At 56.0% G+C, this 13177-nt stretch carries 14 protein-coding genes; 6 read left to right on the top strand and 8 right to left on the bottom strand.

Annotation, left to right across the window (positions count from 1 at the left end):
• Positions 1 to 301 precede the first annotated feature (301 nt).
• Positions 302 to 502, bottom strand: a complete 201-nt coding sequence (locus ACR0IK_RS22190; RefSeq protein ID WP_170591530.1) for a hypothetical protein — start codon at positions 500 to 502, stop codon at positions 302 to 304.
• 677 nt (positions 503 to 1179) lie between these two features.
• On the opposite strand from ACR0IK_RS22190, the gene ACR0IK_RS22185 reads away from it, so the two are divergent.
• Positions 1180 to 1692 carry a class I SAM-dependent methyltransferase gene (locus ACR0IK_RS22185; protein WP_170510954.1) on the top strand — a complete coding sequence of 171 codons (513 nt, stop codon included), beginning with the start codon at positions 1180 to 1182 and terminating at the stop codon, positions 1690 to 1692.
• Between the two features lie 69 nt (positions 1693 to 1761).
• On the opposite strand, the gene ACR0IK_RS22180 is transcribed toward ACR0IK_RS22185, so the two are convergent.
• The 5 genes from ACR0IK_RS22180 to ACR0IK_RS22160 all read right to left on the bottom strand — a co-directional run bounded on the left by ACR0IK_RS22180 (position 1762) and on the right by ACR0IK_RS22160 (position 6630).
• Positions 1762 to 2364, bottom strand: a complete 603-nt coding sequence (locus ACR0IK_RS22180) for a methyltransferase domain-containing protein (protein ID WP_170591528.1) — start codon at positions 2362 to 2364, stop codon at positions 1762 to 1764.
• Between the two features lie 246 nt (positions 2365 to 2610).
• Entirely contained in the window at positions 2611 to 3147 is a 537-nt protein-coding gene (locus tag ACR0IK_RS22175; RefSeq protein WP_480643314.1) for a hypothetical protein, read from the bottom strand.
• A gap of 177 nt (positions 3148 to 3324) precedes the next feature.
• On the bottom strand, positions 3325 to 5190 hold the full coding sequence (locus ACR0IK_RS22170; RefSeq protein ID WP_480643313.1) for a ParB/RepB/Spo0J family partition protein: 1866 nt from the start codon (positions 5188 to 5190) through the stop codon (positions 3325 to 3327).
• Between the two features lie 221 nt (positions 5191 to 5411).
• The gene (locus ACR0IK_RS22165) at positions 5412 to 5816 is read right to left on the bottom strand and encodes a DUF3768 domain-containing protein (RefSeq protein ID WP_480643312.1); all 405 of its coding nucleotides are present in this window, start codon (positions 5814 to 5816) and stop codon (positions 5412 to 5414) included.
• Between the two features lie 526 nt (positions 5817 to 6342).
• Entirely contained in the window at positions 6343 to 6630 is a 288-nt protein-coding gene (locus ACR0IK_RS22160) for a WGR domain-containing protein (RefSeq protein WP_480643311.1), read from the bottom strand.
• A gap of 269 nt (positions 6631 to 6899) precedes the next feature.
• Between ACR0IK_RS22160 and ACR0IK_RS22155 the strand changes: the two genes are divergently transcribed.
• Together ACR0IK_RS22155 and ACR0IK_RS22150 are read left to right on the top strand one after the other, a co-directional pair.
• Positions 6900 to 7292 carry a GFA family protein gene (locus ACR0IK_RS22155; protein WP_171722476.1) on the top strand — a complete coding sequence of 131 codons (393 nt, stop codon included), beginning with the start codon at positions 6900 to 6902 and terminating at the stop codon, positions 7290 to 7292.
• Between the two features lie 102 nt (positions 7293 to 7394).
• Entirely contained in the window at positions 7395 to 7697 is a 303-nt protein-coding gene (locus ACR0IK_RS22150; RefSeq protein ID WP_480609275.1) for an SH3 domain-containing protein, read from the top strand.
• A 250-nt stretch (positions 7698 to 7947) separates the two neighbouring features.
• Here the strand turns inward: ACR0IK_RS22150 and ACR0IK_RS22145 are convergent, their stop codons facing one another.
• The gene (locus tag ACR0IK_RS22145; RefSeq protein WP_480596544.1) at positions 7948 to 8565 is read right to left on the bottom strand and encodes a GNAT family N-acetyltransferase; all 618 of its coding nucleotides are present in this window, start codon (positions 8563 to 8565) and stop codon (positions 7948 to 7950) included.
• Positions 8566 to 8966: 401 nt separating this feature from the next.
• Here ACR0IK_RS22145 and mgrA point away from each other — a divergent pair, with 401 nt between their 5' ends.
• On the top strand, positions 8967 to 9998 hold the full coding sequence (gene mgrA / locus ACR0IK_RS22140) for an L-glyceraldehyde 3-phosphate reductase (protein WP_480489078.1): 1032 nt from the start codon (positions 8967 to 8969) through the stop codon (positions 9996 to 9998).
• Between the two features lie 234 nt (positions 9999 to 10232).
• Here mgrA and ACR0IK_RS22135 read toward each other — a convergent pair whose 3' ends face one another.
• Positions 10233 to 11153, bottom strand: a complete 921-nt coding sequence (locus ACR0IK_RS22135) for a LysR family transcriptional regulator (RefSeq protein WP_480643310.1) — start codon at positions 11151 to 11153, stop codon at positions 10233 to 10235.
• A 115-nt stretch (positions 11154 to 11268) separates the two neighbouring features.
• Between ACR0IK_RS22135 and ACR0IK_RS22130 the strand changes: the two genes are divergently transcribed.
• Positions 11269 to 12219: a glutathione S-transferase family protein gene (locus ACR0IK_RS22130; RefSeq protein ID WP_480537486.1), complete on the top strand. Its 951-nt coding sequence runs from the start codon at positions 11269 to 11271 to the stop codon at positions 12217 to 12219.
• Entirely contained in the window at positions 12219 to 13148 is a 930-nt protein-coding gene (locus ACR0IK_RS22125; protein WP_480506372.1) for a DMT family transporter, read from the top strand. The genes ACR0IK_RS22130 and ACR0IK_RS22125 overlap by 1 nt, the downstream gene beginning before the upstream one ends.
• Positions 13149 to 13177 lie beyond the last annotated feature (29 nt).

Raw genomic sequence — 13177 nt, 5'->3', positions numbered from 1 at the left:
CCAGCCAGCAGGCGTGGGTGCCGGTGGACTGGCGCAGGGCAATCATGCACCGCATGGGCTGCCCGAACGGCGCCCGTCACATACCGGCACGTTCAAGGTCAGTATGGCATTATTCGCGCGCCTCAGCGCGCTCTGTTTCCCGCCGCTCGCGCGGCGGGTGTAGCAGGGGTGCGAACTGCCGCGTTAAGGCAGGGCAGAGTCCCTGCCCGGTCTTTGGACCGCGCGCCACGCATGGCGCATATGTGCTCCGGCCTCTGGCCGGAGCAGAAGAAAGGGCGGCTTGCGCCGCCCTGCCCTCTCGTCATTCGGTGACGGGCTCGTCATCGGTGCGCTTCGGGAAGGCCACCATCTCAACGCCGGGGAACATGCTGTGCTTGACCTGGATCGAGGTGATGTTGCCTGTCTCATCGGTGTTGACGAAGAGAACCCCGCACCGATCCCAGAAAGTCTTGCCTTCTTTTTCACCGGTCTTGACGTTCAGTTTCAGAGTTTGAGTTGCCATTGTTTGATCCTCGCTATGGCGTGTTTCGATGAACATGGGAAAAGCGGGCATCAAGGGGACGTCAGCAGGGAATTTGGTCCGCGCGGAATGCGCCGCAGGCGCAGGGGAAATTCCTTGTTGAAGCGCGGTGCCCGGTCCGGGCACCGCGCGTCTTCCCCGACTACCCGCTTATGTTCATCCCTTCAGAAACACGGCAGCCGAGGATCATCTCCAGCAACGAGGTTGAACCTGTCGGGCCAAGTGAATAGGCAAGACTTTCTGGGATCGCTGCGCGCGGACCATCTGAACAATGCGATGTGGTTTATGGCGGCAACATCGCCTCGGTCCGACACGGGCGCAGTGCTCAATTTGGAGTGCGGGTGGCCTTTGCGGATCGGTATGACCTTCGTGGCAAAAGACGGACGATCACCGGTGGCAAAAGTCGCGCTTTTCAACGGGCGGAGGCCAAAGACAGGACGGTCCGGCCCTGATCCGCGCTTGCGTGGATCAGGTTAACAGACGGACTCAATTTAGCGGGGCGGGTTGGGCAAAAGACGGCAGCAAACACTTGAGTTTGAGCCTCACAGCCCAAGAAGAACCGCCCGAACCTAGGCTTTCGACGCGGTCGAAAGGAACAGCCAACGATCACGAAATATTTCACTTAGCATTCAGCGGCCAAATCTACTATCCGCCGATTCATGGCTTACAATTACGACAAACTCTATGGTGAACAACCAAACGCACTTGGCGAACCCACACAGGTATTCGTCGACTTTTTTGATCAGTTTGATCAAACCGGCGCGCGTGTTCTCGACATTGGCTGCGGTCAAGGCAGAGACGCGCTGTTCATCGCCCGGCTTGGTCACCATGTCGTTGGCGTGGATATTTCTCCAAACGGCATCCAGCAACTGATCAGCGCGGCCAAATCAGAAAAACTTGTGGTGGAGGGCACTGTGGCTGACGTCACCGCATACGTGCCAAAAGGCAAATTTGATGTGGTTTTGATAGACCGAACCTTACATATGCTCTCCGAGGCATTGCAGAAGACCGTATTGGAACGGTTGCTCAATCATGTCGAAGATGGCGGCTGGCTTCTGATCGCTGACGAGGCATCCAACATCAAAGGGTTCAAAGACGTAATCCAGTCTCACCAATCAAACTGGAGTACGGAGCTTTCCCAAAAGGGATACTTGTTCATCCGAAAATCTTGAGCGCACCCGGATTTACAACAATGGCTGGCTAATTGGACGCAATGCTTGTTCACGCATCCAAACACAAGATCATTCCGTATTTCGAACCCCTGCTCCTATCAGAACAGGCATGACCTGCTCCTCAGATTTGAACTCAAATATCTGTTCGACCCGAATTGAACCAAGCGTTGCCGCCTCCAGCGCGGCCTTCATTTGATTCGGTGTCAACCCAAATCCGTCATCATCTGACGCATGCCAATCCCACTGAACGAAATGTCCCCCCTTGTTGAGCAAACCCGCCAGCACCGCCACAGCGCCACTGTAGTCTGGGAGAAAGGCGCACACGGAAGACGCGCAGATCAAATCGAAATCTGAAAACCCGTTCTCGAGCCCCGAAACATCTCCAGCCAGAATATCTCCATGAACTGCTCTAACATTGTGCAGCTGCTTTTCCTGCAGGACGGCAATCATATTCTCCGAGGTATCAACTGCGACAACTTCCTCCACAAAAGGCGCAATTTTTTCCGCCAGCAATCCGGTGCCACATCCAAAGTCGAGCACGCGCTTTGATCGCCAGTACTTCCCGCGAATATCCAAGTGCTCGTCCAGCGTGGTGAAAGCGCGACTCGCGTAGCGTCTGACGTCGTCATTGTCGTCCCAACCATCGGCATAGTCGTTCCAGTCATCGGTCATGTTGCTTGTGTTTCCTTGATGGTTTGCACCGGCTCCAACACATGTGCGCTGGGGCAGACGCATCGATACGAACGCGCGACATTGGCTAGGTCGGCGAGAACAGTCAACATGGATTTGGAACGGCATGTGGAGGGAATAGAGGCGACTTCGGCAAGCCTCTGCTGACAGTCTTTCCCGCAAGAAAGAGGCCCACCGAAGCGGGCCGCAAGTTTAACCAAAGGGAAGTCTCGAGGTATTGAAGACAGGCTAACGCTTGCGCGCGCGATCGACAACACCGTCGGCCGTGATTGTGGCAATGCGATCCTCGGTACGGCGGGTCATTTCCACCCCGTCACCTGTCATATGCGCCTCGGCAAATTCGGTGAACTTGAAGATGCTGCCATCGGCTTCGACATGGGTTTCATCTTCCGCCGAGCGGCGCTTCACCGATCCGTCATGGCGGATTTCAATGATCGTGTTGTCGGCCATGCGGACCGTCACGGAATGCTCATCCACCGCCACGCCTTGCCACCACATATCCGCGTCCCGGCGCACAACAATGCGGTTTGGATGCAGCTTAATCTGCACATCCTGTGCGGCTTCCGGATCAGCGGCTTTCACCACAACAATCGCTTCCTGTGCGCTGGGGTCACCATGGATTGACGCGCTCCCGTTTTTGGGCGGCCAGAGCTTAGGCTGTTCGCGCGGCTTGCCTTTCTGATCCGTATGAAACCCGACAAACATCTGCGCGGTTTTCCAAACGCGGCGGGCGGCTTTCTCAAGCTTGTTTGATGAGGTGTCCATGGGTCCTTCCAAATCCGTTCTGATCAAGTGATTGCTTTTGAGAATGAGCCGGGTGGCCGACCTCTGATAGCTATGCGCGACGGGGTGTTCGCGCAATGCCACTTTGAGTTTTCATCATTGAGGCTAACACAGCCAGAGATTGATAGGCAGGACGCAAAGCGCCCTGCCCCGTTGGGTTCAGAAGCAGTCGGGCACCCAGGCATCGATCCGAGCTTTCTGTGCCTCAGACACACCTAGTGCCGCCCGATGCTCTTTATCGTTGAAGAGCTTGTGCATCGCTTCGTTCTTTGCGCCTTTTTTCGATTTCGCGAAAGCTTTGAACATGTCGGTGTCCACATGCAGGTCCAGCAGGTCTTTGTAGAGATCATCCAGCTGCCGGCCTTTCAACCGCTTGAAGCAATTCTCAGCAGAGGGGGTCCAGATCGCGCGCATGTCGGCGCCAATCTCAGCTTCGATCTCCGCCATAAACTCCGGGCGTTGGGTCAGAAACCGCCGGGCCAGAAAAGCGGTGATCTCTCCGTTGCGGGTCTTCTTGCCCAGCTCACGAAACGCCTTGAACGCCTCCACGCTGCTTTGTGCGGCCATCTCTTGGAACTGGTCATAGGCTGCCTCTGCCGCTTCGTCCCGCTCCCCGCCAAGACGCGGATCAAGGATGAACTGGTCATTGATCTCGGGTGTGTTCCGCTCGGCACCGCCGTAGCCAAACCCAAACAGGTTGATGGTCAGCCCGGATGCCGGGGTGGCATAGAAAGCAAACAGGCTCAACACATAGTCAGGCTTTTCCAGAAGGGCCGTTTGAACCGCTGCCAGCCGGATCGCCACCATATCGTCGATGAACTTCTGCGAATAGGCTGGTTTTGGTGCCTCCTTGATCTCTGGCTTTTTGACCGGGGCCAAAACACCGGCCTCAATGGCGGCTTGCACATGTTCTGCCGTGACATAGGCTGATGATGTTTTGATTTCGCCGGAGTTGCCGACATAGACAAACACACCGGACAGCTTGCGCTGCGCGTCAGAATAGAACGGCGCGGCATAGTCTTCGAGCGCGGCTAGTTCCTTCTCGACCTCCGCATCCAGAGCCTCAGTCTCAAAAAGCTCGCCCAGCTCGTCATACCGCTCGGCCTGTTCTTCGGTGAAGTCCCGGCTCACCATGTCCAGACGGTGCATGCCTTCTGTCCCCGAGAACCCATACGGAATGTAGCTGTCTTCGTGGGTGTCCACCCAGTCCCAACCTTCCGCCTCGCGCAGCTTCGCTGCTTCCGTCGCCAATTTCTCAGCAAACAATCGATCCAGTAGCGCGCCTTCATTGAACAGGGTTTCATCAGCAAAGAGATCAGCGGTGACGGTGCCACCCGCTTTGACATAGGCCTCTTGTCCGACAAACACCGCCTTGCGGTTGGTGCTGCTGACAGCTTCTGACGTCAGGGCCTGTTTCACATCGTGCTCGCTGAACCACCGGCACTCCTTGGCCTGTTCCAGCACTTCCAGGATTTTCTCATCCTCAGTGCTGACGGTCATGGCCTTGGCCAGACCCATGCTGATCTCACCGGCCTTGAGCGCGTCCAGAACAGCGGCGGGCAGACCCGCCAGTGCGAGGCGGCGGCGCACATGCGCTTCGGTTACGCCAAACGCATTGCTGATCTTGGCAACAGACAGGGATTTCTCCGCCATCTTGCCATAGGCGCGGACCTCGTCCACCGGGTCCAGTTCCTCACGGGCGGTGTTTTCCGCATTGGCCCACTGCTCGGCGACAAACGGGTTATCGGTGATCTTCACGGGGACCTGTGTTAGATCGGCGCGCTCGGTCACGGCGATGCTCAAGGCCCGCAGGCGGCGACCACCGGCAACGATGGCAACTTTGCCATCCGCATCGCGCAAGCCGCTGAGGTTCTGGATCAAGCCGCACATGACCAGACTGTCGGCCAGCAGGGCAATCCCTTCCTCGGCAACCTCCTGTCGTGGGTTCAGATCAGACAGGTAGAGATCGGACAGGGCGATTGTTTCAATGGTTTCCGGTGCGGTGAATGTTTCGACTTTGCTCATGGGGCAAATCCTTGTTTGAGTGTTTCGCTTCGTGTTAAGGGTGCCCTACCCCTTTCGGGGTAGAGCGGGGCCGCTTAGGCGGCTACGTGTTGTTTCAAGAAGGCGAGGCCGATCTTGGCGGAGAGACCTCCCTTCTTGACCAGCTCAACGGCTTCGCGCCGTCGTTGCTGCAAGGTTTCCTGACTTATTTTCATCACCCCCTTTCCGAGCTGCGGTAGAAATCAGTATTCGCTGGGGCACATGATGGTCAGGACACGGCGGGTCACTGCGGGATCAAACGGGCGGTCGGAACCGTATGTGTAGTCCGCGTCGTAGAGGTCGATTTTCCAGAACAGCTTTTGGTCGCTGATTGTCACCGTTCCGAACGTGTGATCGCCATAAGGGTCATTGCCCTCGTCGAACTGGTCATCCGTTGCGACCGCCTTCAAAACTGCGGTCTGGAACTCCATCCCTTCACCCGACACGCCGGGCGTGACAAACACCTGTCCGTGAATGCCATTGGAGTGTATCTCAATCGCTGCAGTCGGATCGATCAGGGCTTTCCGAATCAGGTCATTCTGGGCCGCGATCTCTGCCGCCTGAAGGCTCGTGTCATTCTCGATGTCATTTGTCGTCTCAAAGATCAAAACCGTCTCTCCTTTTGTGGTGCGACCTCCGGGGCTGGTCCCCTTTGGTGCTGGTTTTGAGCCGAGCCCTGAAAGGGCGTCGTCTCAAAAACCTGCCCCGTGGCGAACGCGGAGAGGGGCGAGACAGGACAAATCGACAAGAGTGGTGCGGCCCGCAGCGCAACGCGCGAGGACACGGTCTTGTCTATTTGTCTTGTCCGAGGGGGGAGGCCGCGCCTTCCCCCTGACGTCGGGCGGCGTTTGGCTTGTCCAAATCCCGCCTGACCCACCAAAAATGGCCAAAGGATCTTCGATCCTGCGGGAGCGCAAAAGGGATCGTCACCCGAACGGGCAGATCATCACGGCATGGGCCGACCATGAGCCAATAGCCCCTGCCCCGGCTCGCAAGAGACGGTTCAGGGGCTATTGGCTCAGGGAGATCATGCTGGGGTGTTCTGGGTGGAAGCCGGCATGCCGGCTGTAACCTAGAGCCCGGTCACGAGACGACAGGCTCGGGATTTGCTATGGAACAGATTGCAATCCGAAATCACTCACCGACCGGGACATACCCTCGGCGGCGCTTTTGCTTTTCGAGTTCTTGGAGTGCATCAGTGGCCTGGCCTTCGCCTTCGTAAGTCACCATCATGGCTTGCCCATTTGTGCCTATACGCCCCCAGGTGCGAAGGACGGACACTTCGCCAAACAGCGTCGGCTGCAGTTCAATCCCATAGAACCGCGCCATGTTGGCGTCTGGATCCACATGGATCAGGTGGACAGGTGTGGTTGCCGTCAGCTCCATGATCCGATTGTCGGTCAATTCAGAACGTCTGTCCAATGGCTTTGCAAGATCCATTTGTCGGAATGGATTCTGATCCTCAATGGAACGGACCTACATTTACTGAGCGGACATCCGCACAGTTTTCTCTCTTTAATGACCGTACTCACGCAGAAGAGAATTTTTCACGGCCGGAAACTGCCGCATTTAGTCAGATGATGAAATTCCGCGTGAGATAGCCAGAAGCAATGTGGAAATGTTGCCGCCTCAGATTAGGGCGCATACGATGTTCACTACTCTTCCCAGTGGACATAGAGGGATGAACGAACATGGCACAATCATTGGAAGGTGGGTGCTTCTGTGGTGAAGTGCGCTACCGGATCACCGGTGAAGCGGTACTGCAACTCATGTGTTTTTGCAGAGATTGCCTATCGATGACCGGTACAGATGGCTACGCCGGGTACATGATAAAGTCAGAAAATCTACAGCTACTGAAGGGCAAACCACGGACCTTTGAGAAGACCTCAAAGGAAGGCCGACCTGTTATCAAGCATTTCTGCGGTACCTGCGGGTCAGGCTTGTGGGGTGTGACAGCCTTCGGATTGACGAGCATTGCAGCTGGGACACTGGATGAACCAAACAACTTCAGCCCATCGAAAAAGGTTTTTGCGAAAGATGCCCCCAACTGGGCCAGAGTTCCCCACCACTTGGAAGATATGTAGGGGTTTAGGCTTTGGTATCACGTACATTTCTTTCTGGGAGTTGTTCCTTCTGGTGACCCGAATTGCTACGATTGTAGTTGAGGCAACAAGCAGGACATCAAGATGCGCAATGCAATCTTCTCACCCTTAGCGGCTTTGTTCCTAGGGGTCGTCATGGGCGTTGAGCCGGCTGCGGCGGCGTCACTGGGACCTTATGAGGTTTTTGGAGTCGAAGACGGTGACATGCTAAAAATGCGCAGCGGACCTGGAACAGGGTTCAATGTGATCGTTGGTCTTCCAAATGGAACCGCACTACGAGTTCACAGTTGCGAGCAGACCGGTGGCACACGTTGGTGCCGCGTTTCATTGGAGCGTGCTCGTAGACTAAAGGGGTATGTCTCTTGGGCATACTTGCGGAAAATCTAATACGACGATGATCAGCGATGCCATCTTACTGTAATAATAGAATGCTGGCAGAAAAGGCCGCAGTGAAGCTTTCTTGTTGCCGGTGATGGGATCAAGCGGGAAACCACGATCGTGTTCGGCCCACAGCTGCCTTTCACCGGTTGGTCGAGACACTGCGACCGCGCCCGCATTCCGGTCATTCGCTGCAAGTGCAAATTTTGGCGCTGCACAAACTCACAGGTTGCGGACAATGCAGCCGTTTGATCTACCGCTATTGGGCGGCTCGAAACATCGGAAACAGGGGTGGGGCTTGGTCGGCTTTGATTAGACCCATCTCTTGGAAACCATAGCGCTTATACAGCGATAGATTTGTAGGGTTTGTCGACTCTAAGTAAGCAGGTCTTCCATCTTCGTCACAACGTTTGAGGCAGCATTCAAGCAACGCGGACCCCAACCCTTTTCCTTGGCGAATTGGATCGACCGCAATAAAAGCTAAATGCCAGCAGTCCTCATCGGGATGATAATTGTCCATCTGCCCGAAGGTTTCGAACAACGCATCATGCTTTTCTGATGAGACCGTCTGCTCAAAACAGGCGACAAGCCGTTCTTCGTCAGGGTGAATGCTTGGCGGAAGCCAAAGTGCGCCAGCAGTAAAATCATCGTTTCGAAACGCGCTGCCCTGTTCAAATGCACGCCCTCCAAAGAAGTCCATTACTCGCGGGAAGTGGGTAAGGAAATCGGCAGGTTCAGGATACAACCAGCGCATGAATGGGTCGGCAGAAAATCCTAGAGCAAGTCCGCTTAACAAGCTTTCTGCTTCACTTCGGGTTGATGATCTAAACATGAAATTACCTTTGGTCGTTCCACCTCGATTTTCACGTTTCAGCATGTGGGCCGCAAATACTTGTTGTCAAATGCGCAATTTATTGTCCTGCCCAAGCAACGATGGATGACTGAATTGGGCTGAGGCGTGTGGGGGCAATACAACATTCGGAGGTCGGGCGCATTTCACTTGGATGAAGACCGGCCCAGAGCCGACATCCAACCCGCCATATTGATGCTGCGGTTGCAGCCCGCATTGCAGACTTTCGCGGCGTCTATGCGGCGGTACCGAACGCAATCGATTAAACCGTAAGACATTGGTGCTGGAGTAAGACTAACCATAAACACCCATCTAGGACGCGCAGAATCTCGTGTCGATCTTACCGGAGTTGATCCGTTTGACAGGCCCAACATTCCATTGATTATAAGCGCATGACCAAAGCTCAACGACCACCAAAGCCAAAACCCATTCCTTACACCCCGGAGCCGAACCGCTATGAGCGAATGGTTTATCGGCGATGTGGGCGGTCGGGTGTGAAGCTTCCTGTTGTCAGCTTGGGCCTGTGGCATAATTTCGGTGCGGACTCGACGCACGAAAACAAGCGAGCAATGTGTCGGACCGCATTCGACCATGGGATCACTCATTTTGATCTGGCGAACAACTACGGTCCACCACCCGGATCGGCAGAAGAGGCATTTGGCGAAATCCTAAGAACTGATTTCGCGGGCTACAGGGATGAATTGATCATTTCCTCCAAAGCAGGCTACGACATGTGGCCGGGACCCTACGGAGAATGGGGGTCGCGCAAGTACATGATCGCGTCCTGTGACCAATCACTCGCGCGCATGGGGCTTGATTACGTCGACATCTTTTATTCCCACCGCTTTGACCCCGACACGCCGCTCGAAGAGACGATGGGCGCGTTGGATCATATCGTACGGTCGGGTCGCGCGCTCTACGCAGGTATCTCGAGCTACAACTCCCAACGCACACGCGAGGCGGTGAAGATTCTCAACGACCTTGGCACACCTTGCCTGATTCACCAGCCTTCTTACAATCTGCTCAACCGTTGGGTGGAGCGGGACGGTTTGCTCGATACCCTGAACGATCTTGGGGTAGGATCGATTGCGTTCACGCCGCTGGCACAAGGCATTCTAACGTCAAAGTACCTGCGCGATATTCCGGATGGCAGCCGTGCTACACAAGGGAAGTCGCTACTTGATGGCATGATCAACGAGCGATCTCTGGCAAGTGTGCGTGCTCTGAACGACATGGCTGAGGCACGCGGGCAAACTCTGGCGCAAATGGCCCTGGCCTGGGTGTTAAGAGGCGGACGCGTAACGACCGCGCTTATTGGTGCGTCCCGGCCGGGTCAGATCGTAGATTGCGCAGGCGTAGTCGATAACCTCGCCTTCAGTGATGAAGAGTTGGCAAGGATCGATGCAATCAGTTCGGAAGAAGATATCAATTTGTGGGCTCGGTCGTCAGAAACAGAATGACCAATCTTATAATTGCTAAAACCCGAGAACATTTGGAACTTGAGGCCATTGGCGGCTGCAGCTTCTGCAGCTCGGATAAATAACTATCAAGACTAACCGGCCCAATCCAGCCGTTCAAGAATATCCGACTCTGCACTACAGCATTCCCCGAAGAAGACATTGCCGGACTGCCCCGCACTTTGGGTGTTCTTGGTCGGTCCAGGTTTAATGTTAGAGTATCATCGGCCCTTGTCCCTAAAGCGGACCTGCATCCAAATCCCAATAGGGTGCGTCGTGCCCGATGCGTTCCACGACGAAATCCAAAAACGCGCGAACTTTCGCTGGCATGTGCTTTCGTTCAGGGAAGACTGCGTACAGCGCCTGTTCAGGCAGGCGATATTCGGGCAGCACCCTGACCAGACGGCCACTGGTCAAGTGGGCTCCGGCAATAAAGGTCGGCAGGCGACCAATACCAAGACCGTCAAGCAGCACGGTGCACAGGGCTTCGCTGTTGTTCACGCGCAGATCACCAGATGTCTGAACGCGCATGTCACCCGCGGGCCCGGCTAAGCGCCATTCCGAAGGGTCGCGCGAATAGGCGTAGTGAAGGCAGGAATGCGCCAGAAGATCCTCAGGTGATTCTGGCGTTCCGGACTGCGCAAGATAGTCCGGCGCAGCGACAATCACGCTGTGGATCGGGGCGAGTTTGCGTGCGATCAGAGCCGAGTTCGGCAACGTTCCGGCGCGTAAGGCCACGTCGATGCCACCTTCGACGAGGTCGACAAATTTGTCATCCATCGTCAGGTCAATTCTGATCCCCGGATATTGCCTGAGGAATGCAGCAATCATAGGCGCAACATGCAGCTGTCCAAAGGACATGGGTGTACTGAGCCTTAGTAATCCAACCGGTTGCCTCTGCAACGCCGCAACTGCGTCTTCGGCGTCCTGCGCTGCGTCAAGCGCCTGCGCCGCGTGGGCCAGATAGATTTCGCCCGCCTCGGTAAGGGAAATGGACCGCGTCGACCGATGAAAGAGCTGCGTTCCCAGATGGGCCTCCAGCACGCCGATCCGCTTGCTGACCGCTGATTTTGTAAGACCCAGATGCCGGGCGGCGGCTGCGAACCCGCCATGGTCCGCCACAGCAACAAAAACGGGGATAGCGCTAATTTCAGTCATGTTTTGCGATCCTTTGGGCGAATTTTTCTCACCTATAAGTTTCAAATTCACACGATTATCATCAAATAGAAAGCCTAATAGGTATCTGCATGTCCTGTTAACGCCGGAGGCTGCCATGCCCATGATGCTTATCAACGGAGTTCTGCGTGACAGACCGCTCGCCTCGGACGGTCGTTTTCACCGCCTGCAAAGCCCATTCACGAGCCACATCAGCGTGCAACCGGGCGCCGCGTTTCCGAACACGCCCTGCCGGTACCACCTTTACCTGTCCAAAGCCTGCCCCTGGTGTCATGGCATCGATCTGATTCTAACTTTGAAAGGCTTACGCAATGCGTTCAGCATCACATGGATGGACCCGGTCATGTCGGAAAACGGCTGGGTCATCGACCAGACGCTGTTCAACGATCAAAGCGGTGTAGAACGCACCCGCTTCCTTTACGAAGTCTATCAGCACGCCAAGCCGGATTACACGGGTCCGATCAGCGTGCCTGTGCTACTGGACAAGGTTACGGGCCGGATCGTCAGCACCGAATCGGCCGAGATCATGCGCATGCTTCAGACGGAATTTCTCGATGCTGCGGGACCCGATCTTCGCCCGTCCCATCTTTGCGACGAAATCGACCGGATCGCCGAACAAATTCAGTCACCGATCCGCGAAGGCGTCTATCGCGCCGGGTTTGCAACCAGCCAGATCGCGTATGGCGAGGCCGTAACGGCGCTCTTTGCCTGCCTCGACGCGATTGAAGAAACGCTTGGCCAACGCCGGTTCCTAGCCGGAGACGTGCTGACAGAGGTTGACCTGAAGCTGTTTCCGACACTTCTGCGGTTTGACCCGGTCTATGTGACCCACTTCAAGACCGACTACAAACGCATCAGCGACTATGTTGCCCTGTCCCGCTATCTGGCCGACATCATGCGGTTGCCGGGCGTGGCTGACACTGTGGACATGGCCCATATCCGTCAGCACTACTTCCTCAGCCATCGGCACATCAACCCCAGCGGAATTATCCCGATCGGCCCGGCTTCTCTGCGCTTAACCGATGTGCCGGAAATGGGGGCCGCGTGATGCCTGATATTGTCAGAAGATCCCCTGTATCCGCGCTGATCTTGGCCATCGGTGTCCTGGTGGGGGTCAGTTTCACTTTGTCCAAATTCGTCTCGATGGCAGGAATATCAGCTCTGACCGCTTTGTTCTGGCAGGTTTTGCTGGCCAGCATCGCGCTGTTGGCGTTGTGTTTGCTGTCGCAGAAGCGCGTGGCGCTCAACGCGCGGCACATTCCCTATTATGTCGGCGCCGGAGTTTTCGGTGTCAGCGGCCCCGCTGTGATCGGGTTTCTGGTGCTGGAGCATGTGAGCCTTGGGTTCTATTCCGCCCTCGTCACGCTGTCACCGCTGTTTACCTTTGCGATAACGGCACTGATCGCGCGCAGGATGCTGCCGTTGCACCGCCTGGTTGGTATTCTGATCGGCCTTGCCGGGGTCAGCCTTGCCACCATGGGTGGGTTTGACCTGTCGGGAGTCGAGCCGGCGTGGATTGCCCTGTCGCTTTTGGGGCCTTTGTTTCTGGCCTGCGGCAACGTCTTTCGCAGCTATGCCTACCCGCCCGGCGGCGATCCGTTGGGGCTGGCGACCGGAACGCTTCTGTCACAGCTGTTGCTGATTTCCGCCCTAATACTGGGACGCGGCACCACAATCAGCGACGTCTCGGTGCCCCCTGCCCTGCTTGGCGCAATCTTCGGCATCGGATCCATCACTGCGCTCAGCTATGCGCTGACCTTCGAAGTACAGCGGCGCACGGATGGCGTTGGGTTCGCCCAGGTCGGCTATTTTGCCACGCTTTCCGGCATCGCAATCGGGGCAATTGTCTTTCGGGAACCTCTTGGCCTTGGGCTGCTGGGGTCCCTCGCAATCCTGTTCCTTGGGCTAGCCGTCACCAACGGTCACCTGAAACTCCCAACGGTCCTGCATCGAGGGTCACAGGCCAACCAGACTTAGACCCACCGATAACTTTCAAACAGAAAAGG

It is taken from the genome of Ruegeria sp. BF7, from assembly GCF_056538605.1.
This window is presented reverse-complemented; position numbering and strand designations above follow the sequence as displayed.

Coding starts and splice junctions, on each gene's coding strand:
- ACR0IK_RS22190 (WP_170591530.1), bottom strand. CDS start 502: ATGGCAACTCAAACTCTGAAACTGAACGTCAAGACCGGTGAAAAAGAA.
- ACR0IK_RS22185 (WP_170510954.1), top strand. CDS start 1,180: ATGGCTTACAATTACGACAAACTCTATGGTGAACAACCAAACGCACTT.
- ACR0IK_RS22180 (WP_170591528.1), bottom strand. CDS start 2,364: ATGACCGATGACTGGAACGACTATGCCGATGGTTGGGACGACAATGAC.
- ACR0IK_RS22175 (WP_480643314.1), bottom strand. CDS start 3,147: ATGGACACCTCATCAAACAAGCTTGAGAAAGCCGCCCGCCGCGTTTGG.
- ACR0IK_RS22170 (WP_480643313.1), bottom strand. CDS start 5,190: ATGAGCAAAGTCGAAACATTCACCGCACCGGAAACCATTGAAACAATC.
- ACR0IK_RS22155 (WP_171722476.1), top strand. CDS start 6,900: ATGGCACAATCATTGGAAGGTGGGTGCTTCTGTGGTGAAGTGCGCTAC.
- ACR0IK_RS22150 (WP_480609275.1), top strand. CDS start 7,395: ATGCGCAATGCAATCTTCTCACCCTTAGCGGCTTTGTTCCTAGGGGTC.
- ACR0IK_RS22145 (WP_480596544.1), bottom strand. CDS start 8,565: ATGCTGAAACGTGAAAATCGAGGTGGAACGACCAAAGGTAATTTCATG.
- ACR0IK_RS22135 (WP_480643310.1), bottom strand. CDS start 11,153: ATGACTGAAATTAGCGCTATCCCCGTTTTTGTTGCTGTGGCGGACCAT.
- ACR0IK_RS22130 (WP_480537486.1), top strand. CDS start 11,269: ATGCCCATGATGCTTATCAACGGAGTTCTGCGTGACAGACCGCTCGCC.
- ACR0IK_RS22125 (WP_480506372.1), top strand. CDS start 12,219: ATGCCTGATATTGTCAGAAGATCCCCTGTATCCGCGCTGATCTTGGCC.